Annotated in this window: 27 protein-coding genes and 1 pseudogene; 12 read left to right on the forward strand and 16 right to left on the reverse strand. The window is 61.5% G+C overall.

Translation table 11 applies throughout. The features are described 5' to 3' along the window. Positions 1-17 precede the first annotated feature (17 nt). Positions 18-812 (forward strand): PhzF family phenazine biosynthesis protein, encoded by a 795-nt coding sequence (locus AC0L26_RS06215; protein ID WP_473631757.1) that lies wholly within the window; start codon positions 18-20, stop codon positions 810-812. A 28-nt stretch (positions 813-840) separates the two neighbouring features. Here AC0L26_RS06215 and AC0L26_RS06220 read toward each other — a convergent pair. Both AC0L26_RS06220 and AC0L26_RS06225 read right to left on the reverse strand, forming a co-directional pair. Beyond that, positions 841-1,466: pseudogene (locus AC0L26_RS06220) on the reverse strand (glutathione S-transferase family protein). Between the two features lie 83 nt (positions 1,467-1,549). Next, on the reverse strand, positions 1,550-2,761 hold the full coding sequence (locus tag AC0L26_RS06225; RefSeq protein ID WP_473631758.1) for an NADP-dependent isocitrate dehydrogenase: 1,212 nt from the start codon (positions 2,759-2,761) through the stop codon (positions 1,550-1,552). Between the two features lie 218 nt (positions 2,762-2,979). Here AC0L26_RS06225 and AC0L26_RS06230 point away from each other — a divergent pair, with 218 nt between their 5' ends. From AC0L26_RS06230 to AC0L26_RS06255, 6 genes are all read left to right on the forward strand, one after another. Further along, positions 2,980-3,825 (forward strand): RNA methyltransferase, encoded by an 846-nt coding sequence (locus tag AC0L26_RS06230; protein ID WP_473631759.1) that lies wholly within the window; start codon positions 2,980-2,982, stop codon positions 3,823-3,825. Between the two features lie 189 nt (positions 3,826-4,014). Then, complete coding sequence (gene murI / locus AC0L26_RS06235; RefSeq protein ID WP_473631760.1) at positions 4,015-4,827, forward strand: glutamate racemase; 813 nt, start codon at positions 4,015-4,017, stop codon at positions 4,825-4,827. A gap of 60 nt (positions 4,828-4,887) precedes the next feature. Further along, a complete protein-coding gene (locus tag AC0L26_RS06240; protein WP_023717374.1) occupies positions 4,888-5,076 on the forward strand; it encodes a DUF3008 family protein in 189 nt (62 codons plus the stop codon). A 366-nt stretch (positions 5,077-5,442) separates the two neighbouring features. Further along, a complete protein-coding gene (rpsD, locus tag AC0L26_RS06245) occupies positions 5,443-6,060 on the forward strand; it encodes a 30S ribosomal protein S4 (protein WP_029353615.1) in 618 nt (205 codons plus the stop codon). A gap of 137 nt (positions 6,061-6,197) precedes the next feature. After that, on the forward strand, positions 6,198-7,085 hold the full coding sequence (gene ttcA / locus AC0L26_RS06250; protein ID WP_473631761.1) for a tRNA 2-thiocytidine(32) synthetase TtcA: 888 nt from the start codon (positions 6,198-6,200) through the stop codon (positions 7,083-7,085). After that, positions 7,075-7,902, forward strand: a complete 828-nt coding sequence (locus tag AC0L26_RS06255) for an inositol monophosphatase family protein (protein ID WP_473631762.1) — start codon at positions 7,075-7,077, stop codon at positions 7,900-7,902. The genes ttcA and AC0L26_RS06255 overlap by 11 nt, the downstream gene beginning before the upstream one ends. A 37-nt stretch (positions 7,903-7,939) precedes the next feature. Here AC0L26_RS06255 and AC0L26_RS06260 read toward each other — a convergent pair whose 3' ends face one another. After that, entirely contained in the window at positions 7,940-9,184 is a 1,245-nt protein-coding gene (locus AC0L26_RS06260) for a multidrug effflux MFS transporter (protein WP_354493398.1), read from the reverse strand. Between the two features lie 170 nt (positions 9,185-9,354). Beyond that, entirely contained in the window at positions 9,355-9,690 is a 336-nt protein-coding gene (grxD, locus tag AC0L26_RS06265; RefSeq protein ID WP_145715131.1) for a Grx4 family monothiol glutaredoxin, read from the reverse strand. A gap of 164 nt (positions 9,691-9,854) precedes the next feature. Here grxD and AC0L26_RS06270 point away from each other — a divergent pair, with 164 nt between their 5' ends. Next, the gene (locus tag AC0L26_RS06270) at positions 9,855-10,649 is read left to right on the forward strand and encodes a phosphodiester glycosidase family protein (RefSeq protein ID WP_473631763.1); all 795 of its coding nucleotides are present in this window, start codon (positions 9,855-9,857) and stop codon (positions 10,647-10,649) included. Between the two features lie 14 nt (positions 10,650-10,663). Here AC0L26_RS06270 and AC0L26_RS06275 read toward each other — a convergent pair whose 3' ends face one another. The 3 genes from AC0L26_RS06275 to AC0L26_RS06285 all read right to left on the reverse strand — a co-directional run bounded on the left by AC0L26_RS06275 (position 10,664) and on the right by AC0L26_RS06285 (position 14,700). Next, positions 10,664-10,897 (reverse strand): BolA/IbaG family iron-sulfur metabolism protein, encoded by a 234-nt coding sequence (locus tag AC0L26_RS06275; protein WP_023674714.1) that lies wholly within the window; start codon positions 10,895-10,897, stop codon positions 10,664-10,666. Between the two features lie 10 nt (positions 10,898-10,907). Further along, the gene (gene purL, locus AC0L26_RS06280; RefSeq protein ID WP_473631764.1) at positions 10,908-13,136 is read right to left on the reverse strand and encodes a phosphoribosylformylglycinamidine synthase subunit PurL; all 2,229 of its coding nucleotides are present in this window, start codon (positions 13,134-13,136) and stop codon (positions 10,908-10,910) included. Positions 13,137-13,284: 148 nt separating this feature from the next. Beyond that, a complete protein-coding gene (locus AC0L26_RS06285; protein ID WP_473631765.1) occupies positions 13,285-14,700 on the reverse strand; it encodes an aminotransferase-like domain-containing protein in 1,416 nt (471 codons plus the stop codon). 95 nt (positions 14,701-14,795) lie between these two features. Between AC0L26_RS06285 and AC0L26_RS06290 the strand changes: the two genes are divergently transcribed. Continuing rightward, positions 14,796-15,041 (forward strand): DUF1127 domain-containing protein, encoded by a 246-nt coding sequence (locus AC0L26_RS06290; protein WP_473631766.1) that lies wholly within the window; start codon positions 14,796-14,798, stop codon positions 15,039-15,041. 40 nt (positions 15,042-15,081) lie between these two features. On the opposite strand, the gene AC0L26_RS06295 is transcribed toward AC0L26_RS06290, so the two are convergent. The 6 genes from AC0L26_RS06295 to purC are packed head-to-tail and all read right to left on the reverse strand — an operon-like array spanning position 15,082 to position 18,229. Beyond that, complete coding sequence (locus AC0L26_RS06295; protein WP_473631767.1) at positions 15,082-15,744, reverse strand: Pr6Pr family membrane protein; 663 nt, start codon at positions 15,742-15,744, stop codon at positions 15,082-15,084. 4 nt (positions 15,745-15,748) lie between these two features. After that, complete coding sequence (locus tag AC0L26_RS06300; protein WP_473631768.1) at positions 15,749-16,165, reverse strand: hypothetical protein; 417 nt, start codon at positions 16,163-16,165, stop codon at positions 15,749-15,751. A gap of 46 nt (positions 16,166-16,211) precedes the next feature. Continuing rightward, positions 16,212-16,880 (reverse strand): phosphoribosylformylglycinamidine synthase subunit PurQ, encoded by a 669-nt coding sequence (purQ, locus tag AC0L26_RS06305; RefSeq protein ID WP_473631769.1) that lies wholly within the window; start codon positions 16,878-16,880, stop codon positions 16,212-16,214. Further along, the gene (locus tag AC0L26_RS06310; RefSeq protein WP_473631770.1) at positions 16,877-17,131 is read right to left on the reverse strand and encodes a hypothetical protein; all 255 of its coding nucleotides are present in this window, start codon (positions 17,129-17,131) and stop codon (positions 16,877-16,879) included. Before AC0L26_RS06310 ends, purQ begins: the two co-directional genes overlap by 4 nt. 19 nt (positions 17,132-17,150) lie before the next feature. Beyond that, complete coding sequence (gene purS / locus AC0L26_RS06315) at positions 17,151-17,393, reverse strand: phosphoribosylformylglycinamidine synthase subunit PurS (protein WP_473632137.1); 243 nt, start codon at positions 17,391-17,393, stop codon at positions 17,151-17,153. A gap of 41 nt (positions 17,394-17,434) precedes the next feature. Beyond that, on the reverse strand, positions 17,435-18,229 hold the full coding sequence (gene purC / locus AC0L26_RS06320) for a phosphoribosylaminoimidazolesuccinocarboxamide synthase (RefSeq protein WP_023674725.1): 795 nt from the start codon (positions 18,227-18,229) through the stop codon (positions 17,435-17,437). A 273-nt stretch (positions 18,230-18,502) separates the two neighbouring features. On the opposite strand from purC, the gene AC0L26_RS06325 reads away from it, so the two are divergent. After that, positions 18,503-18,823 (forward strand): DUF1476 domain-containing protein, encoded by a 321-nt coding sequence (locus tag AC0L26_RS06325; protein WP_473631771.1) that lies wholly within the window; start codon positions 18,503-18,505, stop codon positions 18,821-18,823. A gap of 181 nt (positions 18,824-19,004) precedes the next feature. Continuing rightward, positions 19,005-19,778 (forward strand): HpcH/HpaI aldolase family protein, encoded by a 774-nt coding sequence (locus tag AC0L26_RS06330; protein WP_473631772.1) that lies wholly within the window; start codon positions 19,005-19,007, stop codon positions 19,776-19,778. Here the strand turns inward: AC0L26_RS06330 and AC0L26_RS06335 are convergent. Further along, complete coding sequence (locus AC0L26_RS06335) at positions 19,775-20,323, reverse strand: RBBP9/YdeN family alpha/beta hydrolase (protein WP_354493498.1); 549 nt, start codon at positions 20,321-20,323, stop codon at positions 19,775-19,777. The two genes, AC0L26_RS06330 and AC0L26_RS06335, sit on opposite strands and share 4 nt — an antisense overlap. A gap of 248 nt (positions 20,324-20,571) precedes the next feature. On the opposite strand from AC0L26_RS06335, the gene AC0L26_RS06340 reads away from it, so the two are divergent. After that, positions 20,572-21,384 carry a VOC family protein gene (locus AC0L26_RS06340; RefSeq protein WP_473631773.1) on the forward strand — a complete coding sequence of 271 codons (813 nt, stop codon included), beginning with the start codon at positions 20,572-20,574 and terminating at the stop codon, positions 21,382-21,384. Positions 21,385-21,400: 16 nt separating this feature from the next. On the opposite strand, the gene AC0L26_RS06345 is transcribed toward AC0L26_RS06340, so the two are convergent. Beyond that, on the reverse strand, positions 21,401-21,973 hold the full coding sequence (locus AC0L26_RS06345; RefSeq protein ID WP_473631774.1) for an RBBP9/YdeN family alpha/beta hydrolase: 573 nt from the start codon (positions 21,971-21,973) through the stop codon (positions 21,401-21,403). Continuing rightward, positions 21,973-23,280 carry an adenylosuccinate lyase gene (gene purB / locus AC0L26_RS06350; RefSeq protein WP_473631775.1) on the reverse strand — a complete coding sequence of 436 codons (1,308 nt, stop codon included), beginning with the start codon at positions 23,278-23,280 and terminating at the stop codon, positions 21,973-21,975. Before purB ends, AC0L26_RS06345 begins: the two co-directional genes overlap by 1 nt. Positions 23,281-23,323: the final 43 nt, after the last annotated feature.

Consider the following 23,323-nt stretch of genomic DNA (forward strand, 5'->3'; position numbering starts at 1 on the left):
GTGGCAGCGGGGATGATGTGGCAACGTTGACCATGTATCAAGTCGACGCTTTTGCCGAACGGGCTTTCCAAGGCAACCCTGCTGCGGTTCTCGTTTTGGCAGACTGGCTATCGGACGATGTGATGCAGGCCATCGCAAACGAGAACAATCTTGCTGAAACCGCGTTTGCGCGGCCGAATGGCAAGGGTTGGGATTTGCGCTGGTTCACGCCGGTTCATGAAGTAGACTTCTGTGGCCATGCTACTCTTGCGACCGCCCATGTATTGGCCGCGGAACACAATGTGCCTGGCGACATGGCCTTTGCCACGCGGGTGGGTGAGTTGCGGGTTTCGCAGCGGGAAGGCGCCTACCAGCTCGATCTGCCGTGTTTTCCGCCGCAGCCGCTCGGCGGGAAGTTAACGCTGGCGCTGCAAGAGATACTTCCTCTGGCGCCTGTTTCGAGCTTCCGCAATTTCGAAAACCTGTTTGTCGAACTTGCCGACGAGGCATCCGTACGGTCATTCGTTCCCGATCTGCTCAGGATCGGAACCCTTCATCCTCTTGGCCTGGTCATTACCGCGCCTGGGCGAGCCCACGATTTCGTCTCGCGTTATTTCGTGCCTGGGGCGGGCATTCCCGAGGATCCGGTGACTGGCTCCACTCATGCAACGTTGGTGCCTTACTGGGCTGAAAAACTCGGCAAGACGCATCTGTCGGCATTCCAATGCTCGCGGCGCGGCGGGCATTTGCTGTGCGACTTGGCTGGAGATCGCGTGCTGATCGTAGGTCGTGCGAAGACCTTCATGAAGGCGGAAATCTACCTTCCTGAATGAGCAGCTGCCATTCGGGGGCCGCTTCGCCTCACCCGGCCTTTTCAGTACGGGCAAAACTCGGGCGCTCGGCGATGCGAACCCACCAAGCCTGGATATCGGCGAACTCGGCCAGCAGATCCCGTCCTTCGGCCACCTTGACGAAATAGGCGATGATCGGTGCTGCATGCAGGTCGGCCAGCGTCAACTCGCTTCCCATCAGCCATGGTCTCGGGGCTTTCAGTGAGGAGAGCGCCTGCAACGTCTTGCGGGCCTTTAAAAGCCCGTCGGCGATCAGGGCTTCGTCAGGCGCCGTCTTCTCCAGCCGCTCGACAGCGACATCCCAGACCATCGCCCGATAGGCATAGGCGTCGAGCATGCCGATGATCTGGTTCATGGTTGCGCGAGGCCGAACCTCAACCGGCTGCAAAGCCGGCCCACCAAACGCTTCGTCGACATAGCGCGCAATCGCGCTCGCTTCGAACAGGCGAAAGCCGTCATGCTCGAAGGCCGGGATGCGCCCAAACGGATGGTGCTCGAAGTACCAGCCGGGAATGCCTTCAGCCGCGAAGACATCAACCGGCACGAGCTCGTAGTCGATGCCCTTTCCTCGAGCGCGAGGCGGACGATGCGCACATAGACGCTGTAGTCCGCCCCGTAGAGGATCGGCTTGGTCATCGATCACCCCTTCTTCCGCTCTCGTTGCTTGCCCTAAGAAGAAGGCTCCTCTCGGAGCCTTCGATGTTGCCGGGTTTTGGCCGTCAGGCCATCGCCTTCTGCAGATTCTCGTCGATCTTGTCGAGGAAGCCGGTGGTCGAAAGCCATGGCTGGTCGGGTCCGATCAGCAGCGACAGGTCCTTAGTCATGAAACCGGCCTCGACGGTCTGGATGCAAACCCTTTCGAGCGTCTCGGCAAAACGCTTCAGGTCGGCGTTGTCGTCGAGCTTGGCGCGATGGGCGAGGCCGCGCGTCCAGGCGAAGATCGAGGCGATCGAATTGGTCGAGGTTTCCTCGCCCTTCTGATGCTGGCGATAGTGACGGGTGACGGTGCCATGCGCGGCCTCCGCCTCCACCGTCTTGCCGTCCGGTGTCATCAGCACGGAGGTCATCAGGCCGAGCGACCCAAAACCTTGCGCCACCGTGTCCGATTGCACGTCGCCATCATAGTTCTTGCAGGCCCAGACATAGCCGCCCGACCATTTCAGGCTGGAGGCGACCATGTCGTCGATCAGCCGGTGCTCGTACCAGATCTTTTTCGCCTTGAATTCGGCTTCGAACTCAGCCTCGTAGACTTCCTGGAAAATGTCCTTGAAGCGGCCGTCATAGGCCTTGAGGATGGTGTTCTTGGTCGAGAGATAGACCGGATAATTGCGCAGCAGGCCGTAATTCAGCGAGGCGCGGGCGAATTCCCGGATCGACTCGTCGAGATTGTACATGGCCATGGCGACGCCGGCGGCAGGCGCATCGAACACCTCATGCTCGATCACCTTGCCGTCCTCGCCGACGAACTTGATCGTCAGCTTGCCCTTGCCGGGAAAGCGGAAGTCGGTGGCGCGGTACTGGTCGCCGAAGGCATGACGGCCGACAATGATCGGCTTGGTCCAGCCGGGCACCAGCCGCGGCACGTTCTTCATGATGATCGGCTCGCGAAAGATGGTGCCGCCGAGGATGTTGCGGATCGTGCCGTTCGGCGACTTCCACATCTTCTTCAGCTTGAATTCCTCGACGCGCTGCTCGTCGGGCGTGATCGTCGCGCATTTCACGCCGACGCCATGCTTCTTGATGGCGTTGGCCGAATCGATGGTCACCTGGTCGTTGGTGGCGTCGCGGTGTTCGACGCCGAGGTCGTAATATTCAAGCTTGAGGTCGAGATAGGGGTGGATCAGCTTGTCCTTGATGAACTGCCAGATGATGCGGGTCATCTCGTCGCCGTCGAGTTCGACGACTGGGTTCGCCACCTTGATCTTCGCCATGGAAAGAATGCCTCATTGTTGGGGATCGGAACGGCCTTGCCCGCATGGCTTCGGCCGGGGATGCGGCCCGTATATCAAAGCATTTTTGGCCGCGCAAACGGCGATCCGCGCGGCCTGGCTCGACCACCGCCATTGGCCGCTCTTTGTGAAAGCTTCATTTTCGCGGCCGGATATGGCAGGGGACGCTGAAATGCCGCAAACAGCAGTTCATTAAAATCATGCAAGCCAGCAATGACATCCCTCCTGCCGCAGGCCCGGCGATCATCCTCGTCGAGCCACAGCTCGGCGAGAATATCGGCATGGTCGCGCGCGCCATGGCGAACTTTGGCCTTGCCGAACTGCGCCTCGTCAATCCGCGCGACGGCTGGCCAAGCGAGAAGGCGCGCGCTGCCGCGAGCCGCGCCGACCATGTCATCGATGCCGTCACGGTCTTTGACGATCTGGCCTCGGCGGTTGCCGACCTGAACTTCGTCTTCGCCACCACGGCGCGCGCGCGCGATAATTTCAAGCCGGTGCGCGGACCGGTCGAGGCGGGCAGGGCGTTGAGAGCACGCCAGCAAGCCGGGCAGCGCACCGGCATCCTGTTCGGCCGCGAGCGGTTTGGGCTCTACAATGACGAGGTCGGCCTGGCCGACGAGATCGTCACCTTCCCGGTCGATCCCGCCTTCTCTTCGCTCAACATCGCCCAGGCGGCCCTGCTGATGTCCTATGAATGGATGAAGTCGGGTTTGGAAGATGAAACGAAAACCAATTTTTCCAGCCCTGACATGATGCCGGCGACCAAGGAACAGTTGCACGGCCTGTTCGCGTATCTGGAAGGCGCGCTCGAGGCGCGCGGCTATTTCCGCCCGGCGCCGAAGAAGCCGAAGATGGTCGACAATCTGCGCGCGGTGCTGACGCGCGCCGGCTTCGCCGAGCAGGAGCTCAAGGTGCTGCGCGGTATAATATCATCGCTGGACAGGTTCTCGCCGGCCATGCCGCGCGGCGACGGATCGCCGGGCGACGATCCGAGACGGCTTCCGGCAGCCGCAGCACGCGCCGCCAAGGCGAAAGACAACGACTAGGTTCAGCCTGGAGTAACCGAATGTTATTTGGTGGGGCCCATCATTTCAGAATGATGGACTATCGGATGTGCGACCATCTTCCTGCCGTAGTCCCAGCCTTCTCTCTGAGTTCCTTTCTCGCAATCCCACTCTTGTCTCGTAATCCCACTCTTTTCTCGTAATCCAAGTCCTTTCTCCTAAACAATGACAATGACCGATCCCTCAAGCGCCCGCCCGATCCTGATGTTCGATTCCGGCCTCGGCGGCCTGACGGTGTTGCGCGAAGCGCGCGTGCTGATGCCCGACCGTCGCTTCGTCTATGTCGCCGACGACGCGGCGTTCCCTTATGGCGCCTGGGAGGAACCAGCACTGAGGGCGCATACATTGGAGCTGTTCGGCAAGCTGCTCGCCCGGTTTTCGCCGGCCATTTCGGTCATCGCCTGCAACACCGCCTCGACGCTGGTTATCGATGCTTTGCGCGAAAGATTTCCCGGCCATCCTTTCGTCGGCACGGTGCCGGCGATCAAGCCGGCGGCTGAACGCACGCGCTCCGGGCTGGTTTCGGTGCTGGCGACGCCCGGCACCGTCAAGCGTCAGTATACGCGCGACCTGATCAGCAAATGGGCCCAGAAATGCCATGTCCGCCTGGTTGGCAGCGACAGCCTGGCGGGACTGGCCGAGGTCTATATGCGTGAGGGCTTTGTCGACGAAGAGGCCGTGCGCATCGAGATCGCACCGTGCTTCGTCGAACACGACCAGCTCAGGACCGACATCGTCGTGCTTGCCTGCACCCATTATCCCTTTCTGGCCAACCGCATGCGCAAGACGGCACCTTGGCCGGTCGATTGGCTCGATCCTGCCGAAGCGATCGCGCGACGGGCGCTCTCGCTGCTCGTTGACACCGAGGGCAAGAATCGCGGCGAGGCGCTGCCGGAAGGCGCCGATCTTGCTGTCTTCACCTCAAAGAGGGTTGATTTTCCAACTCGCCGCCTGATGCAGGGGTTTGGGCTGGCGATTTCCTGATATTTAGGAACATCATCCGGACCGATACGTTTTCTCTTATTGGCAACAGGAGAAACGATCATGCCAGCCACATCAAAGGCCCAGCAGAAAGCCGCCGGCGCGGCATTGTCCGCCAAGCGTGGCGAGACCAAGAAGAGCGAACTCAAAGGCGCTTCGAAAGGAATGTACAAATCCATGAGCGAAAAGCAGCTCGAGGAATTCGCCGAGACCAAGCGCAAAGGCCTGCCGGAGAAGAAATCGAAACACTAGCCGCTCGTCCGCACCAGGCAGGGAGGTCGGTTCCGGTTCCATGGTTTGATAGCCGCGGCCGAGCCGCGGCGGTTGGGCCGCATCCGCCTGCCATCACCGACGCCAGCCGCAAGCTTGACACCGGTTAAATCTCCGTTTAATCAGCCCACCAACACCGGGCCGCAACGCCCGGTGGTTTCTTTATGTGCGCAAGACGTTTGGGAAGCTCTCTATTTTCCCGGGTCTTGTAAATGACGTGTCCCGTGGGTTTTCCGCCGCGTTGCGTGGGAGAACCCTGTCAGGTCTCGAAAACGGGGGCCAGAGGAGGGCGCGTTTCCTTCACCCGGACCATGAGGTTCCGGGTGTATTGTTTTGAAAGGGAATGCGATGAGCAAGCGCGAATCCGCGAAATACAAGATCGACCGCCGTCTCGGCGAAAACATCTGGGGTCGCCCGAAGTCCCCGGTCAACAAGCGCGAATACGGTCCCGGCCAGCACGGCCAGCGCCGCAAGGGCAAGCTTTCCGATTTCGGCCTGCAGCTGCGTGCCAAGCAGAAGCTGAAGGGTCACTACGGCGACGTTTCGGAAAAGCAGTTCCGCAAGGTCTATGAAGAGGCGGACCGCCGCAAGGGCGACACCTCGGAGAACCTGATCGGCCTGCTCGAATCGCGTCTCGACGCCGTCGTCTATCGCGCCAAGTTCGTGCCGACCATTTTTGCCGCCCGCCAGTTCGTCAATCACGGTCACATCAATGTCAACGGCAAGCGCGTCAACATCGGCTCGTACCGCTGCAAGCCGGGCGACGTTATCGAAGTGCGCGAAAAGTCGAAGCAGCTGGTGATCGTCCTGGAATCGGTAGGCTTGGCCGAGCGCGACGTGCCTGACTACATCGAGGTCGACCACAACAAGATGACCGCGACCTTCGGGCGCATCCCCGGCCTGTCGGATGTTCCCTTCGCCGTGCAGATGGAACCGAACCTGGTCGTCGAATTCTATTCGCGCTGATCGATTTCTTCATCTGCGACAGCATCGAAGGCCGCCCTCGAGGCGGCCTTTTCTTTTGGGCATCCGAAAATCGATTTCGATTTTCGGGCCGATGCGCTAATCCGGGCAGCAACAAGGACCTTTGGGGCCGACGCGCCATGAACATGCTGCCAGATGCCAAGACACTCGAACCGATCGCCGATGCCGCAGGCGGCTTTCATCCGCTGTTTGCCGATGTGCCGTCCTCCGTCGAGTTCAACAAGCTGCGCAAACGGCTGCTGCGTCTCGCCCGTCAGGCGATCGACGATTTTTCGATGGTGAGGCCAGGCGATCGCTGGCTGGTTGCCTTGTCGGGCGGCAAGGATTCCTACGGCCTGCTCGCTTTGCTGCTCGACCTCAAATGGCGCGGGCTGCTGCCGGTAGAGCTGTTGGCCTGCAACCTCGACCAGGGCCAGCCCAATTTTCCCAAACACATATTGCCCGACTATCTCAATACATACGCCATCCCGCACCGCATCGAATATCAGGACACTTATTCGGTGGTGACCGACAAGCTTCCCGAGGGCAGCACCTACTGTTCGCTGTGCTCGCGGCTCAGGCGCGGCCATCTCTACCGCATCGCGCGGGAGGAAGGTTGCTCGGCGCTGGTGCTCGGCCACCATCGCGAGGACATTCTCGAAACCTTCTTCATGAACCTGTTCCATGGCGGGCGGCTTGCCGCCATGCCGCCAAAACTGCTCAACGACGACGGCGACGTCATGGTGCTGCGGCCGCTCGCCTATTGCGCCGAGGCCGATCTCGAAAAATTCGCCGGCGCCATGAAGTTTCCGATCATCCCGTGCGATCTGTGCGGCAGCCAGGATGGCTTGCAGCGCAATGCGATGAAGGCGATGCTCGACGACCTGGAAAAGCGCATGCCCGGCCGCAAGGACACGATGATCCACGCCATGACCAATGTGCGGCCCTCGCATCTGCTCGACAGAAAGCTGTTCGATTTCGCCGCTCTCAACGAGACCCTCACCACAAGGCAAGCCGATGACATTTGACGACACCGCGATCGACTGGCTTGCCAACCTTCTGTCCGACGCTGCCATAGCCGAGATCATGCCGCGCTTTCGCCGGCTGGATGAGGGCGAGGTCCGCCAGAAAACCTCGGCAGCCGACCTGGTGACGGAGGCCGACGTGAATGCCGAACGGCTCATCACCGTCAGGCTGCGTGAGCGCTACCCCAAGGCGATGATCGTGGGCGAAGAGGCCTGTTCCGACGATCCGGCGCTGCTCCAAGGCCTCGGTGAGGCCGATCTCGCCTTCGTCATCGATCCGGTCGACGGCACCTTCAACTTCGCCTCCGGTGTGCCGCTGTTTGGCGTCATGCTCGGTGTCGTGGTGAAGGGCGAGACCGTCGCCGGCATCATTCACGATCCCGTCGGCAAGGACTGGCTGATCGGCGCCAAGGGCGCTGGCAGCCACATACGGCATGCGCATGGCAGCATAGAGAAGGTGCATGTCGCCAAGCCTGTGCCGATCTCGGCGATGACCGGTGCGGTCTCCTGGCAGTATCTACCCGAGCCGGAACGATCCCGGCTGGCGCGTAACCAGACAAAGTGCCTGTCGCAGTTCGCCTATCGCTGCGCGGCTCATGAATATCGGCTGTTGGCGAGCGGCTATGGCCATTTCGCCGTCTACAACAAGCTGATGCCGTGGGATCATCTGGCCGGTGTGCTGATCCATGCCGAGGCAGGCGGTTATGCGGCACGGTTCGACGGCGGCCCCTATCTGCCGTCGCATGTCGATGGCGGCATCATCGCCGCGCCGGACAAGGAAAGCTGGCGCGAACTGCGACGCGAGCTCTGGGCGGAGTAGGCTTTGCCGGGGATCATTCAGGTTGAATGCATCCCGCCTAAACCGGCGGGTTCTGCGGCCGGAAGAACTTGCCGCGTTCCGCGATCAGCACCATCACCAACGCGCCAAGCGACACGCTGCAGAATCCGGCGGCCAAGGGCGTCACCGTGCCGTTGAAGGCTTGACCGATCAGCGTGCCAAGCAGGCCGCCGAGGAAGGTCTGCATGAAACCCAGAATGGACGATGCGGTGCCAGCCAGTTGGCCGAGCGGCTCCATGGCGAGTGCGTTGAAATTCGCGCCAAGTGCGCCGAACGGGACCATCGCGCAAGCAAAGAAGGCGATGAAAAGCCAGAGCGGCATCTTCATTTGGATGGAAACAACCAGCCAGGCGAGGCTGATGGCCAGAAACAAGAGCAGTGCGCTCTGCGACAGACGGCGCATGCCGATACGGCCGACAAGGCGCGAATTCAAATAGTTCGAAAAGGCGAGCACGCCGGCTATCCCTGCGAAAATCACCGGGAACATCTCGCCGACGCCAAAAACGCCGACGTAGATCTGCTGCGCCGAGTTGATGAAGCCGAACATCGCGCCGAAGGCAAAAGTGCTGGCGAAGGCGTAGCAAAGTGCCATGCGATTGGTCAGCACGATGCGGAAGCCGCCGATGATGGATTCGGCAGTTAGCGGCCTGCGGTGTTCGGGATGTAGTGTTTCGGGTAGGCGCAGCAGTGCCCACGCCGACACGATCAGCGCCCCTGCCGCCATGGTGATGAAGATCACGTGCCAGGTCGCGAACAGCATGATGAATTGGCCGATGCCGGGCGCCACCACCGGAATTGCCATGAACACCATGAAGATCAGCGACATGACTTCAGCCATGCGCCGGCCGTCGAACGTGTCGCGCACGATCGAGACGGCGATGACGCGTGTGGCCGCGGCGCCGATACCTTGCACAACCCTGCACAGGATAAGGGTGGCGAATGTCGGCGCGATTGCCGCCGCAGCCGCTGCCGCGACATAGATCACCAGTCCGACGACGAGTGGAGCACGGCGTCCAAATCGGTCCGAGATCGGGCCGAAGAACAGCTGTCCGCCGCCAAAGCCCAGAATGTAAGCGGCAATCACGTATTGGCGGTGGTTTTCATTCTCCACGCCCAGCGAGGCGCCGATTTGCTGCAGCGCCGGGAGCATGATGTCGATGGCCAGCGAGTTGAGCGCCATCAAGGCCGCGCATAGCGCGATGAACTCCCAGCGCGGAATAGGCAAGGTGCTTGCCTGTTGCGGCGCTTGTGCATGCTGATCCACGGCAAAGTCCGATCTTCAAACGAAAAAGCGCCGGTGCGCCGGCGCCTTCATTCGTCTTGTGCCCCGACACCGGGGGTAATTAGTCTGCCGAGATGGGGGCTGGCCCGGCGTTTAGCGCAAGCCCCCGAAAGTCGGGAACCGACTTTCGGAAGGATCATGCACAACAGAATTCAGGCTGCGCCTTTGACGCTCACGCCCTTTTCGACCAGGAACGTCTGCAATTCGCCTGCCTGGAACATCTCGCGGATGATGTCGCAGCCGCCAACGAACTCACCCTTGACGTAGAGTTGAGGGATCGTCGGCCAGTTTGAGTATTCCTTGATGCCTTGCCGCAGCTCGGCCGAGGTCAGCACGTCCACGCCCTTGTAGTCGGCGCCGATATAGTCGAGGATCTGCACGACCTGACCGGAAAAACCGCATTGCGGGAAACCGGGCGTGCCCTTCATGAAGAGAACGACTTCGTTGCCCTTCACCTCGCTGTCGATGTAGTCGTTAATACCGCTCATAGAGAATCCTTTCATGCCCGCGGGAGCCAGGCTCGAAACATACCCTTCAAATAAACCCATAGGTTGCCTGAAACAAGACGTTTGCCGCATCGTCACGCAAATGGCGCAAAGGATGGCCTGATATTGGGCCAAGAGCATCGGGCAGCTATTTTCCCAGGGAAGCGATGAGAAGGCGATATAGCGCGGCGTTCCTAATTGGTGTTCTGCTCATTGTGCTTGCCTCTATCTGGTGGCGCAGGCCATCGGAACACCCGCCTGTCGTTATCGGCTACGAGCTGCCCGGGCCATGCCGCGATCTTAGCTTTGAGACAGTTCCATACATCGTCTGCGAGATCGATCTTCGCGCCTATGACACCGGCGTCTTGCACGCCGGCGACGACGGCAAAGCCTTCGGCTCGCTGGAAAAGTTCGACAAGGCGATGTCGGGCGAGGGCAGGCCGGTGCTGCTCGCCATGAACGCTGGCATGTATCATGAGGACCTGACGCCGGTCGGCCTTCTTATTGAGGATGGCCAGGAGAAGGCGCCGCTCAACCTCGCTGACGGCGAAGGCAATTTCTTCTTGAAGCCGAATGGTGTGTTCCTGGTCCGCAACGACGGCAAGGCGGCGATCATGGAAACGAACACCTATGCCGCCGCGAAGCCGGATGTGGCGTTCGCCACGCAGTCCGGGCCGATGCTGGTGATCGACGGCCGGCCTCATCCTCGCTTCGAGGCGAACGGCACGTCGCGTTACATTCGCAACGGCGTTGGGGTGCGCGACGAAAACACGATCATGCTGGCGATCTCACGCTCGCAAGTCAGTCTCGGCAGCTTTGCACGCCTGTTCCGTGATGCGTTGCATTGCCCCAACGCGCTTTTCTTCGACGGAGTGGTTTCGGCGCTGTCGAATGGCGAGAGGATGATCGTCGGCGGAAACTACCCGGCAGGGCCGATCATTGCCGTCTCGGCGAAAAGGTGACCAGGCGCGGAAAATCAGTCCGGCACGCTGGTCTGCAAGGCGAGCGCGTGCAGCACACCGCCCATATTGCCCTTCAGCGCGTCATAGACCATCTGATGCTGCTGGACGCGGCTTTTTCCGCGAAAGCTCTCGGCCACCACCTCGGCCGCATAGTGGTCGCCGTCGCCGGCCAGGTCGCGGATCGTCACCTTGGCGTCCGGAATGCCTTCCTTGATCAGCCGTTCGATGTCGTGCGCGTCCATTGCCATAGGTGCTACCTTATTCCGTTCCCATGAAGCGAGGAAACCAGGATTCGTGGGCTGCGGTCAATTCGCTGACCGGTATCGCACGCGCCTCGCCGAGTTTCAATTCGCCGCCGCCCGTCGAGCCGATCCACGGCGCAAAGATGCCGAGCTTGCTTTGCTGTTCGCGAATAGTATCCCATTCGTCACTCTGCGGATCGACCGACAGCGTCAAGAGATAGCGGCCCTGATCCTCGCCGAACCAGACCGGGATCGGATCGGTCCCGACCAGGCCGGGGACGGTCGCGCCGATGCCGGATGCCATCGCCATCTCGGCCAGCGCGACAGCGATGCCGCCGTCGGAAACATCATGCGCTGATGTAACGACGCCGGAGGCGATCAGGGCGCGTACATGGTCGCCGACGCGCTTTTCATGGTCGAGGTCGACCGGCGGCGGCGGGCCGTCGGTGCGGCCGTGAATGTCGCGCATATAGGCCGACTGGGCGAGATGCGTTCCCCACTTGGACGGCGCGCCGACCAGCAGGATCATCTGGCCCTCGGCGGCAAAGCCGATCCGCGTCATCTTCGACCAGTCGTCGATCAGTCCGACGCCGCCGATGGTCGGGGTCGGCAAGATGCCTTGCCCGTTGGTTTCGTTGTAGAGCGAGACATTGCCGGAGACGATCGGAAAGCCGAGCGCGCGGCAGGCGTCGCCGATGCCTTTCACGGCGCCGACCAACTGGCCCATGATCTCGGGCCGTTCCGGATTGCCGAAGTTGAGGTTGTCGGTGGCCGCGAGCGGCAGTGCGCCGGTGGCGGTGAGGTTGCGCCAGCATTCGGCCACCGCCTGCTTGCCGCCTTCATAAGGGTCGGCCTCGCAATAGCGCGGCGTCACGTCGGAAGAGAAGGCAAGCGCCTTGGTCGGATGACCTTCGACGCGCACCACACCGGCATCGCCGCCCGGAAGCTGCAGCGAATTGCCCTGGATCAGCGTGTCGTACTGTTCCCATACCCAGCGGCGCGAGGAAAGATCGGGTCCGCCAAGCAGTTTCAACAGCGCCTCGGCGACATCCGCCTGTGGTGCGTCGCCAGCCGCCAGCGGCGCCGGCTTCTTCGGCTCGGCCCACGGGCGGTCATATTCCGGCGCCTTGTCGCCGAGATCCTTGATCGGCAGATCGGCGACCTCGTCGCCCTGGTGCCGCACGCGAAAGCGCAGATCGTCGGTGGTCTTGCCGACGATGGCGAAATCGAGGCCCCATTTGTGGAAGATCGCCTCGGCCTCCTTTTCCTTTTCGGGGCGCAGCACCATCAGCATGCGCTCCTGGCTCTCCGACAGCATCATTTCGTAGGCGCTCATGCGTTCCTCGCGCACCGGCACCTTGTCGAGGTCGAGCTCTATGCCGAGATCGCCCTTGGCGCCCATCTCGACCGCCGAACAGGTGAGGCCGGCCGCGCCCATGTCCTGGATGGCGATGACCGCGCCTGACGCCATCAGTTCGAGGCAAGCTTCGAGCAGGCATTTTTCAGTGAACGGGTCGCCGACCTGAACGGTGGGCCGCTTCTCGTCGATCTTGTCGTCGAACTCGGCCGAGGCCATCGTCGCGCCACCGACGCCGTCGCGTCCGGTCTTGGCGCCGAGATAGACGACCGGCAGGCCGACGCCCTTGGCTTCCGACAGGAAGATCGCATCGGTCTTGGCGAGCCCCGCCGCGAACGCATTGACCAGGATGTTGCCATTGTAGCGTGCGTCGAAATTGACCTCACCGCCGACCGTCGGCACACCGAAGGAATTGCCATAGCCGCCAACGCCGGAAACGACGCCGGCAACGAGGTGTTTGGTCTTGGGATGATCCGGCGCACCGAAGCGCAGGGCGTTCATCGCCGCGATCGGCCGTGCGCCCATGGTGAAGACATCGCGCAATATGCCGCCGACCCCGGTCGCAGCTCCCTGATAGGGTTCGATGTAGGAGGGGTGATTATGGCTCTCCATCTTGAAGACGACGCAGTCGCCGTCGCCGATGTCGACCACGCCGGCATTCTCGCCCGGACCCTGGATGACCCGCGGACCTGATGTCGGCAGTGTGCGCAGCCACTTCTTCGAGGATTTATAGGAGCAGTGTTCGTTCCACATCGCCGAGAAGATGCCGAGTTCGGTAAAGCTCGGTTCACGCCCGACCAGGTCGAGGATGCGCTGATATTCGTCGGGCTTCAGCCCGTGCGCGGCGATGAGGTCCGGAGTGATCGGCACGGAATTGGAAATGGTCATGGGCGGCAATTTGTGTCCTGGGGATCGAGTCCCGTCTTATCGCAAGCTTTGCCGCCGATACACCCATCAAGCGACGAAAAACGATGGAAAGCCACAAGGGCAGCAAGTAGCGAAAGATCGCCACTCGACCCGCCGGTTTCAAGCCGGTTCAGGAGAAACTGTCGTAGCCGGCACGGCCTTCGTCCAGAAGCCGCCTGATTACCGCCAGACCATGCGCTAAGTCCTCTCGCCGTTCCGGCTGTGACACGCCAAAGCGGACGCCATGGAAAACCTGTTCGGAGCGCCCTGCCTTGAACTCGTCCTCATCGTCGATCAGTACGCCATGCTCGAGGCAGGCTTGCTTGAAGGTGCCGGAAAGCCATGGATCGGGCAAAGTCAGCCAAACGAAGGGCACGGTATCCAACGCCTTGAAATCGAAGCCGTCGAGTGTCTCGCGCACGATCGCTATGCGCGCGCTGATTTCGGCAATGCTGCGTTTGCGCATCTCACTGGCCTGGCCGGACAGCACCAGCCGGCTGCCTACCTCTGCCAGCAGGAACGGGAGGCCACCGGTCATCATCTTGTGGGCGACCCTGATGCGATGGCGATAGGCCGGCGGGCAGGCTAGCCAGCCGCTACGAACACCCGCGGCGACCGATTTCGACAGGCCGCCGGCAACGATTGTCCGTTCCGGCGCATATTCGGCGAGCAACGGCGTTGGGTCGTCTGTCATGCCGCCATAGAGATCATCCTCAATCAGGACGACATTGTATTGACGGGCGACACGCGCGATGGCCTCACGGCGCGTTGCCGACAGCGTCACCAGCGTCGGGTTCTTGGCCGTCGGCATCAGGAACATTATTTTCGGATGTTTTTGCGCGCAGATGCGCTCGAAATCCTCGGGATCGATGCCTCCGTCGTCCGCCGCCACCAGTGCGGTCCGGCGCCCGATCAGGCCGGCGCTGCGGGAAATCTGCGAGTAGGTGAGGTGCTCGAAGACGACATAGTCGCCGGGAGTGGTGAGCCCTGCAATTGCTGCCATCACCGCGGCATGGGTGCCGAGCGTCGGAACGATGGTATCCGGGGCCGGGCGATAGGAATTGCGCGACAGCCAGCTTCTGCCGGCCTCAAACCAGCGGTCCGGGAAATCGCGCGTGTAGCTTGAAATCTCGTGCGGATAGTCCTGCGTTGCGCGCGAAAGCACATCGGCGACAATGGCGCCCTGGCCAGTGTCGGGCGCGGCCGTGCTGTCGAGGCGCAGTTTGTCGCGAGGCGCATCGAAGTAGTAGCGCGTGCCTTGCGCGACGGGTTCCAGGAAATCCGGCTTCGCGACGTCCGGGCGCTGCGTCAGGACATAGGTTCCGCGCCCGACTTCGCCGCTGACCAGTCCGCGCTCGCGCAACAACTGGTAGGCCCGGCCGACTGTGCCGACCGTCGTGCCGATATCATATGCCAGATCGCGCTGCGGCGGCAGTTTTGTCCCTGCATCGATCACGCCCCGATCGATGTCCGTTTCAATGGAATCCGCCAGCCGTTGATAGAGCGGACCGGTGCCTGTGGTGAGATCTGGAAGCCAACTTGTCATGGTGACAATTTTCTATATTGCGCCGGAATATGAGTCAATACATATCAGCGTCCGGTGATAAAAGGGTTACAATCACAGGTGTTGGCGGAAAGACAATGGGTACAATCGATACAACTCATTATGCAGAAGCTGGGTTACGGATGACGCGGCCATCAGGTCGGAGGACCTATGTCAATCGTCTCGTCCGCGTGGCCAAATCGCTGTTCAAGTGGATCGACGCCATGGTCGATCGTCGGCGCAGCCGGCTGATATTGCTGGAGATGACCGACGATCAGCTCAAGGATATCGGCGTCTCGCGCTGCGATGCCCACCGTGAGGGTCTGCGGCCGTTCTGGGACTGAAAGACACATTGAGCCAGTGTCATCTTAAGAAGACACGGTCTCAGGTAGCCCTTTTCGTACCTTGATGGACGCCAGGGCTCCTCATCCGTGAGATACCGTGGTCGGCAAGCACGGCGACTATGCACAGCACCAGAAAAAGACCGGTGATGCCGAGCGCCGAAACGGCGACGCTGGCCGCGCCGTTCTTGGCGACGTTGAGGAACGGGTAGGGCACTTCGCCCGATATCGGCGCCCGCGCCAATACATAGGCCAAATAAGCGACCGGATAGATCATCCACCAAGAGATGTCGCGCCACCGTGTCGAGCCGTCGGCGCCTGCCGCAAGCCACCACAGCACGAACAGCACCGGCGTTACGTAGTGCAGCAGGACGTCGCAGAGCAGGAACAGGCCCTGCGGCTGCCAAAGCTGCGCCAGGACCGTCGCATAGACGATGAAGACCAGTGTTATGGCAACCGCAACGCCCGCCCGCATCCGCGGCCCGGCAAAAGCCGGAAACCAGGCATAGCCAGCGGGTGACAGCAGCGAAACATGCACGAGCACTGCGCCGATATTGGTCAGGATGGTGAAGAAGCTGAAGTAGAAGACCAGCGAGCCAACGAAGCTACGGTCTGCTTCCATCGACGCCGGAACGGTGATGCAGATTTGCAGGACAAGCCCGGCCAGACCTATGACCAGCCCCGCTATCTGCAGGAAGCGGCCCATGGCGCTACGCCGCCGCACCGCAAGCCGGATTACCAGTCTGCCAGCGGGCAATGTCCGAGCCGATGCGTGCACCGAGCGGCTCGTCCATCAGCGGACCGAAGACGTCGATGCGACGTGAATTGCCTTGCGCCTGCACGACCAGCAACGGCTTTCCGCCATAGTGCTTGACCGGGACCAGCAGGAAGCGCGGCGTGCCGGTGAACGAATTCAGCTCATTGGCCATCTGGTAAGGCTTGAAGGCAGCATCCTTGCTGGCGATCCAGCATTTGTGGGCTGCGATCGCCACCTGTTCCATTGCAAGCAGCGACGCGCTCTTGCCCGAGGGCGCCGGCGCGCTCTTAGGCTTCGATTGGCAGGAGGCGAGCACAAGGCCGGCGGCGGCGACGAGAGCGAGGCGGGCGATCGTCTGTCTCAGGCTCATGCGGCGCCTATTTCGAGTTCGCGAAAAAGGATGAATGCTAGGGATATCAAGCGGCAATGCCGAGGGCACTTTCGAACAGCGCCCGGCCGTCGCTGCCGCCATGTGCTGCTTCGATCAGGTTCTCGGGATGCGGCATCAGGCCGAGCACATTGCCTTGGCCGTTGATGATGCCGGCGATGTCGTTGATCGAGCCGTTGGGGTTGGTGCCTTCGGCATAGCGGAACACGACCTGGCCTTCGCCTTCGAGCCTGCGGAGCGTCTCGGCGTCGGCAAAGTAATTGCCGTCGTGATGCGCCACCGGCGAGCGGATGATCTGGCCCGGCTGATAGCGGCGGGTGAACATCGTGTTGGCATTGGCAATCTGCAGCTTGACCTGCCGGCAGACGAATTTCAGCGATGTGTTGCGCATCAAGGCGCCCGGCAAAAGGCCGGCCTCGACCAGGATCTGGAAGCCGTTGCAGACGCCGATCACCGTCACGCCCTTGGCTGCCTTTTCGGCGACCGCCCGCATGACAGGCATGCGCGCGGCAATCGCCCCGCAGCGCAGATAGTCGCCGAAGGAAAAGCCACCCGGAATGGCGATCAAGTCGACATCGGGGATTTCGGTGTCGGTCTGCCAGACCGTGACCGGCGGCGTTCCCGAAATTTTGGTCAGCGCCGCGATCATGTCACGATCACGGTTGAGACCAGGCAGGAGGACGACGGCTGATTTCATTTCGGTTCGTAAGGCCTCTGGGCTTCGGCGAGTTCGCGCAGGTCTAAACGGCGATCGATACGCTCCAGGCGTTCGTCTTGTCGGGCGAGAATGCCATACATGTTATGAATATCGCTTTGCGTTGCCACCATATGACCCCGCATCACATTCAATTCCCGTTTCGTCTCGGAAACATCCTGACGAAGCTCACCGATCTCGTGATGCACGCGCTTTAGACGCTCGAACATCAGTTCGTTCGTGACTTCCGCCATTGACCCCTCCGGCACAACCTCAGGTAATCGCCACACTATAGTTCTCAATCACCGTATTCGCCAGAAGCTTGTCGCACATCGCCTTGAGATCGGCCTCGGCCTTCGCCTTGTCGTTCTCTGCAAGCTCGACGTCGAAGACCTTGCCCTGCCGCACCTGGCCGACGCCGTCAAAGCCCATCCCGGACAGCGCATGTTCGATCGCCTTGCCTTGCGGGTCGAGCACGCCGTTCTTGAGGGTTACGGTAATGCGGGCCTTGATCACGCTAGACATGCTCCTGTTCGAAGTGTTGAGCGGCAAAAATCTCAGTGCGGCTTGCCTTTGACGCCATCGGTCGAGGCGACGAGCACCGGTCCGGCGGGACGCGGCGGCTCGTTCTCGTTCATGATGCCGAGGCGGCGGGCGACTTCCTGATAGGCTTCGACCAGCCCACCCATGTCGCGGCGGAAACGGTCCTTGTCGAGCTTGTCTTGGGTCGCCACGTCCCACAGACGGCAGGAGTCCGGCGAGATCTCGTCGGCAACGACGATGCGCATCATGTCGCCCTCGAATAGGCGGCCGCACTCGATCTTGAAGTCGACGAGCTGGATGCCAACGCCCATGAACAGACCGGAGAGAAAGTCGTTGACGCGGATGGCCAGAGCCATGACGTCGTCGATCTCCTGCGGGCTCGCCCAGCCGAAAGCGGTGATGTGCTCTTCGGACACCATCGGGTCGTCGAGCGCGTCGGCCTTGTAATAGAATTCGATGATCGACCGCGGCAGGACCGTGCCTTCCTCGATGCCGAGGCGCTTGGCCAACGAACCGGCGGCGACATTGCGCACGACAACCTCGAGCGGGATGATCTCGACTTCCTTGATCAGCTGCTCGCGCATGTTGAGCCGGCGGATGAAGTGGGTCGGAATGCCCATCCGGTTGAGATGATTGAAGATGTGCTCGGAAATGCGGTTGTTGAGCACGCCCTTGCCATCGACGATTTCGTGCTTCTTCTTGTTGAAAGCGGTCGCGTCGTCCTTGAAGAACTGGATCAGCGTCCCCGGCTCAGGTCCCTCATAGAGGATCTTGGCCTTGCCTTCATAAATGCGGCGGCGATTTTTCATCTGATTTTTCTCTGGATTTCCGGACAGGCGGCAAGCGACCAGTTCCTGTCCGTCCGCCTAAATTAGTGCGGCAACGGTAGGGGTTCAATGCCGGTGTCTATCCCAATCGCACTGTTTGCTCAATCGGCAAATCCTTTCAATCAACCGCTTTCCGGAATGAAATGCCGCAGCGCAGCAAGTGATGTAGCATATTGACCGGTCCGCGGCCTTTTGGTTTGTGCAGCGGAAACACATATTCAACATCAACGAATCGGATTTGAACGGAGGGACGCAATGATCGATATGAAGGACCGCGAAGAGGGCTTCGAGCGCAAATTCGTATTCGACGAGGAACTTCGGTTCAAAGCCTCGGCGCGCCGCAACAGGGCGCTCGGCATGTGGGCTGCCGAAAAGCTGGGCAAATCCGGCGCTGATGCCGAAGCCTATGCCAAGCAGGTGGTTGTCGCCGACATCGAGGAAGCCGGCGATCACGACGTTTTCCGCAAGATCCGCAAGGATTTCGACGAAGCCGGCGTCGACCAGTCGGACCATCAGATTCGCCGCACCATGGACGATCTGATGGCGCAGGCGATTGAACAGATCAAGAACACATGATCTCTCTCTGCGCCAAATCGACCTGCTGGACCAATCGACCGCTCGGCCTAGCCGGGCGGTTTTTCTTTGCCTTTGCCGCCGTTTCCGGCTGAAACTGCCCTAACACCCTCTCGTATCGTGCGTTCCGAAAACCGGTTCCGGGCCGATGCGAGAGCAAGTAGAGAGCAAAGGAAGGCACTTAATGTCCCTGAAATCACGCCTGGCGGCGGATGAAACGTTATGCACCGCATGGTCCGGCGTGCCGGATGCCTTGACGGTGGAAATCCTCGCCAGACAGAGCTTCGATGCCGTTACGCTCGATATGCAGCATGGCGGACATCACGAGGACAGCGTGCTGCGCGGCCTTGGGCCGGTGCTGGCCGCCAACAAACCGGCGCTGGTGCGCATTCCGGTCGGCCGCTTCGACATGGCCAGCCGCGCGCTCGATTTCGGCGCCGAGGCGGTGATTGCGCCGATGGTGAATTCGGTGGCGGACGCCAGGCTGTTTGCCGCGGCCATGAAGTACCCGCCGCTCGGCGAGCGCTCCTGGGGTCCAACCTATGCCTTTCCACGTCATGGCAAGGGTGACTATGCCGACTGGCTGCGCGACAGCAACGAGCGCACCATGGCCTTCGCCATGATCGAGACGCGCGCCGCCCTCGATGCGCTCGACGGCATTCTCGACACGCCAGGTATTGACGGCATCTTCCTCGGCCCATCGGATTTCTCTATTGCCTGGTCGAACGGCGCCACCGTCAACTCGACGCTCGAAGGCATGATGGAAACCGTCGCTTCGATCGCCGAGCGGACACGCAAGGCCGGCAAGCACGCCGCAATCTACGTCGTCGAGCCGGCCATCGCCGGCCGTGTCGTGTCGATGGGCTATCGGCTGCTGGCCATGGGCTCCGAGCATGCGCTGATCGGTCTGGGGGCAAAGACCCTGCTGAAGAGCGTCAAGGACTCGATCGAGTCCTAAAGGTCCGTCAGGAACTTCGCAAAAGTCATCGATCCTTCGGGCCATGGGCCGAAGCCGGAATCGGCATTGAGATGGCCGGCATCGCCGGCATCGATGAACAGCGAGCCCCAGGCTCCGGCAATGTCCTCGGCGACATCGAACGCGCAGAACGGGTCGTTGCGGCTGGCGATCACCACAGAGGGGAATGCCAGCGGCTCGCGCGGGTAGGGACCGAAGGTCATCAGGTGCCTGGGTTTTATCTTCGGATTGGCGACGTCGGGTGGCGCCACGAAGAAGGCTCCGGCCACCGGGCGTTGGAATTGCGGCATGGCCTGAACCGCCGTCGCAACGCCGAGCGAATGCGCGACGATGACGACCGGCCGCTCGGCCTCGTTGACCGCTTTCGCCACGCTCGCCGTCCAGTCTTCGCGCACCGGCTTCGACCATTCTGCCTGCTCGACGCGGCGTGCCGTCGACAATTTCGATTGCCAGCGGCTCTGCCAATGGTCGGGCCCGGAATTGGTGTAGCCCGGCACGATGAGAATATCTGCATCCCTGACTTTCATGGCGCGCATGTAGCGAGCGGCACGGTTTCGTGCAACCGCGATAATCGGTGCAACTGCTCACAATTGTGAACACCATGTTCGCATCTTGCCATCTTGTGTGAACGATCGCGATCGATGATCTGTCGGTAGGAATGAAACAGCCGTGTAAGGAAACCAGGATTTTGGGACTGACACGACGTATAGTGGTGGGTGGCGCCGGGCTCCTGGTTTTGGGGATCTCGTCGAAGGCTGCCCGAACGGAGAATTTGATGAGCGAACTGCCTTTTGCCGCCACCACCCCGGTCAGCGTTTCCCGCGTCGGGTTGCGCGCGCGGGATGCGGAAAGCCTCGCTGCCTATTATCGCAACGTTGTCGGCCTGCGGGAACTGGGCCGCGCCGGTGGCACGATCACGTTGGGCGCCGCCAACCGTCCCTTGCTTGACATCGAGGCGGATGCCGCGGCGAAACCCGACGATCCGCGCACCGCCGGCCTCTTTCACACCGCCTTCCTGCTGCCCAGCCGGGCCGATCTCGGCCGTTGGATCAATCATGCCATCGCGGACAAGATCGGCATCGAGGGCGCTTCCGACCACCTGGTCAGCGAGGCGCTTTACCTGACCGATCCTGAAGGCAACGGCATCGAGATCTATGCCGACCGCCCGCGTGGGGACTGGAAGTGGAATGGCGACAAGATCGCGATGGCAACCGAACGGCTGAACATCCCCTCTGTCGTTGCCGAAGTGCCGTCCGGCGATGCCGGCTGGCAGGGCATGCCGGACAACAGCATCATCGGCCACGTCCATCTGCGCGTCGGCAGGCCGGAAGACGCCGAAGCCTGGTGGCACCAAGAGTTCGGCTTCGACACGGTGGCGAAATATGGCAGCGCGGCGGTGTTCCTGTCGTCAGGCGGATATCACCACCATATCGGCGCCAATGCATGGCAGAGTGCTGGTGCCGGCCGTCGCGACGCTTCTCGGTCTGGCCTCGCCTGGGTCGAAATGCGCTCGGATAATGTGGCTGATGCGACGACCCGCGAAGACCCATGGGGAACGGTGATCAGAACCGTTCCCGGCAAGGCTTGAGCGTTTCGGAAGCGGCTTAGAGCCGGGCCTTTTCCAGCAGCCGGCCGAGCATGAGCAGGCCCGCCGGCCAAAGGCCGAGGCGGGTCTCGTTCCCCATATGGCCGAGATCGCCGGCATCGGCGAGGTCCGCGCCCCAGGCCGCGGCGAAGGCCGTAGCCTGGTCGAACCTGACACGCGGATCGGTGCGGCTGGCCACCACCAGGGTCGGAAACGGCAAGCGTTTCAGCGGCATCGGCGCAAAGGGACGAACCAGGTCGAAGGACGGATCAGGGTCCTCGACATTGGTTGCGGCAACCAGCAACGCGCCTGCAACCTTGTTGAGCTGGCTTTCGCTGGCGCCGGCCGCCCACTTCACCGCTGTCGCCACCGCCAGTGAGTGCGCAAGCAGCACCACGCGCCGAGGTGCCGCGGCAATTGCGGCGTCCACCCGGCCAATCCAGTCCTCGGGGTTCGGCCTGTCCCATTCGGCCTGCAGCACGCGGCTGGAATTGGGGAATGCCCGGCACCAATGCGACATCCAGTGATCCGGCCCGGAATTACCGCGCCCCGGCAGGGCAAGAAAATCGAATTCTCCGGCGGCCGAAATCATCACGCCTCCCCGAACACGCGCCTGAAAATCGTGTCGACATGCTTGGTGTGATAGCCAAGATCGAATTTTTCACGGATCTCGGCCTCGGGCAAGGCTGACGTGACCTCCTTGTCAGCCAAAAGTTCATCAAGGAAATCAGCGCCTTGCTCCCACACCTTCATGGCGTTTCGCTGCACCAGCCGGTAGGCGTCTTCACGGCTAACGCCCGCCTGGGTCAGCGCCAGAAGAACACGTTGCGAATGCACGAGGCCGCGGAACTTGTTCATGTTCTTCAGCATGTTGTCGGGATAGACGAGCAGTTTGTCGACGACGCTGGTCAGCCGCGACAGCGCGAAATCGAGCGTAACGGTCGCGTCCGGCCCGATCATGCGCTCGACCGACGAATGCGAAATGTCGCGCTCGTGCCAGAGCGCCACGTTCTCCATCGCCGGCAGCGCGAACGAACGCACCATGCGCGCTAGGCCGGTGAGGTTTTCGGTCAGCACCGGGTTGCGCTTATGCGGCATCGCCGACGAGCCTTTCTGGCCGGGCGAAAAATACTCTTCCGCCTCCAGCACTTCGGTGCGCTGCAGATGACGGATTTCCGTCGCCAGCCGCTCGATCGACGAGGCGATGACGCCGAGCGTGGCGAAGAACATCGCGTGGCGATCGCGCGGGATCACCTGCGTCGACACCGGCTCCGGCTTCAATCCGAGTTTCTTGGCCACATGCTCTTCGACATAGGGATCGATGTTGGCGAAGGTGCCGACAGCACCTGATATGGCACACGTCGCAATATCCTCACGCGCGTGGACCAGCCGTTCGCGGCAGCGTGAGAATTCGGCATAGGCCTGCGCCAGCTTCACGCCGAAAGTGGTCGGCTCGGCATGGATGCCGTGGCTGCGGCCGATGGTGATGGTGTCCTTGTGTTCGAAGGCGCGGCGCTTGAGCGCCGCAAGCAGGCCGTCGATGTCGGCCAGAAGGATGTCGCTGGCGCGAGTGAGTTGCACGGCAAAGCAGGTGTCGAGAACGTCCGAGGACGTCATGCCCTGATGGATGAAGCGGGCATCCGGCCCGACGAATTCGCTGAGATGGGTGAGGAAGGCTATGACGTCGTGCTTGGTGACGCGCTCGATCTCGTCGATGGCGTCGACGTCGAACTTCGCGGCCCCGCCTTTTTCCCAGATGGTCTTGGCGGCCTCCTTTGGGATCACGCCGAGCTCGGCCAGTGCATCGCAAGCGTAAGCCTCGATCTCGAACCAGATGCGGAACCGGGTTTCGGGCGACCAGATGGCAACCATTTCCGGCCGGGAGTAGCGAGGGATCATCGGTCAGTCCTGACTTGCGAGGGCGTTCGCCCGCGTCCTAACA

It is taken from the genome of Mesorhizobium sp. WSM4823 (assembly GCF_055811195.1).

Bases quoted from the DNA above. Each gene is read 5' to 3' on its own strand.
- AC0L26_RS06225 (WP_473631758.1), bottom strand. From the start codon at position 2,761: ATGGCGAAGATCAAGGTGGCGAACCCAGTCGTCGAACTCGACGGCGAC.
- AC0L26_RS06230 (WP_473631759.1), top strand. From the start codon at position 2,980: ATGCAAGCCAGCAATGACATCCCTCCTGCCGCAGGCCCGGCGATCATC.
- murI (WP_473631760.1), top strand. From the start codon at position 4,015: ATGACCGATCCCTCAAGCGCCCGCCCGATCCTGATGTTCGATTCCGGC.
- AC0L26_RS06240 (WP_023717374.1), top strand. From the start codon at position 4,888: ATGCCAGCCACATCAAAGGCCCAGCAGAAAGCCGCCGGCGCGGCATTG.
- rpsD (WP_029353615.1), top strand. From the start codon at position 5,443: ATGAGCAAGCGCGAATCCGCGAAATACAAGATCGACCGCCGTCTCGGC.
- ttcA (WP_473631761.1), top strand. From the start codon at position 6,198: ATGAACATGCTGCCAGATGCCAAGACACTCGAACCGATCGCCGATGCC.
- AC0L26_RS06255 (WP_473631762.1), top strand. From the start codon at position 7,075: ATGACATTTGACGACACCGCGATCGACTGGCTTGCCAACCTTCTGTCC.
- grxD (WP_145715131.1), bottom strand. From the start codon at position 9,690: ATGAGCGGTATTAACGACTACATCGACAGCGAGGTGAAGGGCAACGAA.
- AC0L26_RS06270 (WP_473631763.1), top strand. From the start codon at position 9,855: ATGAGAAGGCGATATAGCGCGGCGTTCCTAATTGGTGTTCTGCTCATT.
- AC0L26_RS06275 (WP_023674714.1), bottom strand. From the start codon at position 10,897: ATGGCAATGGACGCGCACGACATCGAACGGCTGATCAAGGAAGGCATT.
- purL (WP_473631764.1), bottom strand. From the start codon at position 13,136: ATGACCATTTCCAATTCCGTGCCGATCACTCCGGACCTCATCGCCGCG.
- AC0L26_RS06285 (WP_473631765.1), bottom strand. From the start codon at position 14,700: ATGACAAGTTGGCTTCCAGATCTCACCACAGGCACCGGTCCGCTCTAT.
- AC0L26_RS06290 (WP_473631766.1), top strand. From the start codon at position 14,796: ATGGGTACAATCGATACAACTCATTATGCAGAAGCTGGGTTACGGATG.
- AC0L26_RS06295 (WP_473631767.1), bottom strand. From the start codon at position 15,744: ATGGGCCGCTTCCTGCAGATAGCGGGGCTGGTCATAGGTCTGGCCGGG.
- AC0L26_RS06300 (WP_473631768.1), bottom strand. From the start codon at position 16,165: ATGAGCCTGAGACAGACGATCGCCCGCCTCGCTCTCGTCGCCGCCGCC.
- purQ (WP_473631769.1), bottom strand. From the start codon at position 16,880: ATGAAATCAGCCGTCGTCCTCCTGCCTGGTCTCAACCGTGATCGTGAC.
- AC0L26_RS06310 (WP_473631770.1), bottom strand. From the start codon at position 17,131: ATGGCGGAAGTCACGAACGAACTGATGTTCGAGCGTCTAAAGCGCGTG.
- purC (WP_023674725.1), bottom strand. From the start codon at position 18,229: ATGAAAAATCGCCGCCGCATTTATGAAGGCAAGGCCAAGATCCTCTAT.
- AC0L26_RS06325 (WP_473631771.1), top strand. From the start codon at position 18,503: ATGATCGATATGAAGGACCGCGAAGAGGGCTTCGAGCGCAAATTCGTA.
- AC0L26_RS06330 (WP_473631772.1), top strand. From the start codon at position 19,005: ATGTCCCTGAAATCACGCCTGGCGGCGGATGAAACGTTATGCACCGCA.
- AC0L26_RS06335 (WP_354493498.1), bottom strand. From the start codon at position 20,323: ATGAAAGTCAGGGATGCAGATATTCTCATCGTGCCGGGCTACACCAAT.
- AC0L26_RS06340 (WP_473631773.1), top strand. From the start codon at position 20,572: ATGAGCGAACTGCCTTTTGCCGCCACCACCCCGGTCAGCGTTTCCCGC.
- AC0L26_RS06345 (WP_473631774.1), bottom strand. From the start codon at position 21,973: ATGATTTCGGCCGCCGGAGAATTCGATTTTCTTGCCCTGCCGGGGCGC.
- purB (WP_473631775.1), bottom strand. From the start codon at position 23,280: ATGATCCCTCGCTACTCCCGGCCGGAAATGGTTGCCATCTGGTCGCCC.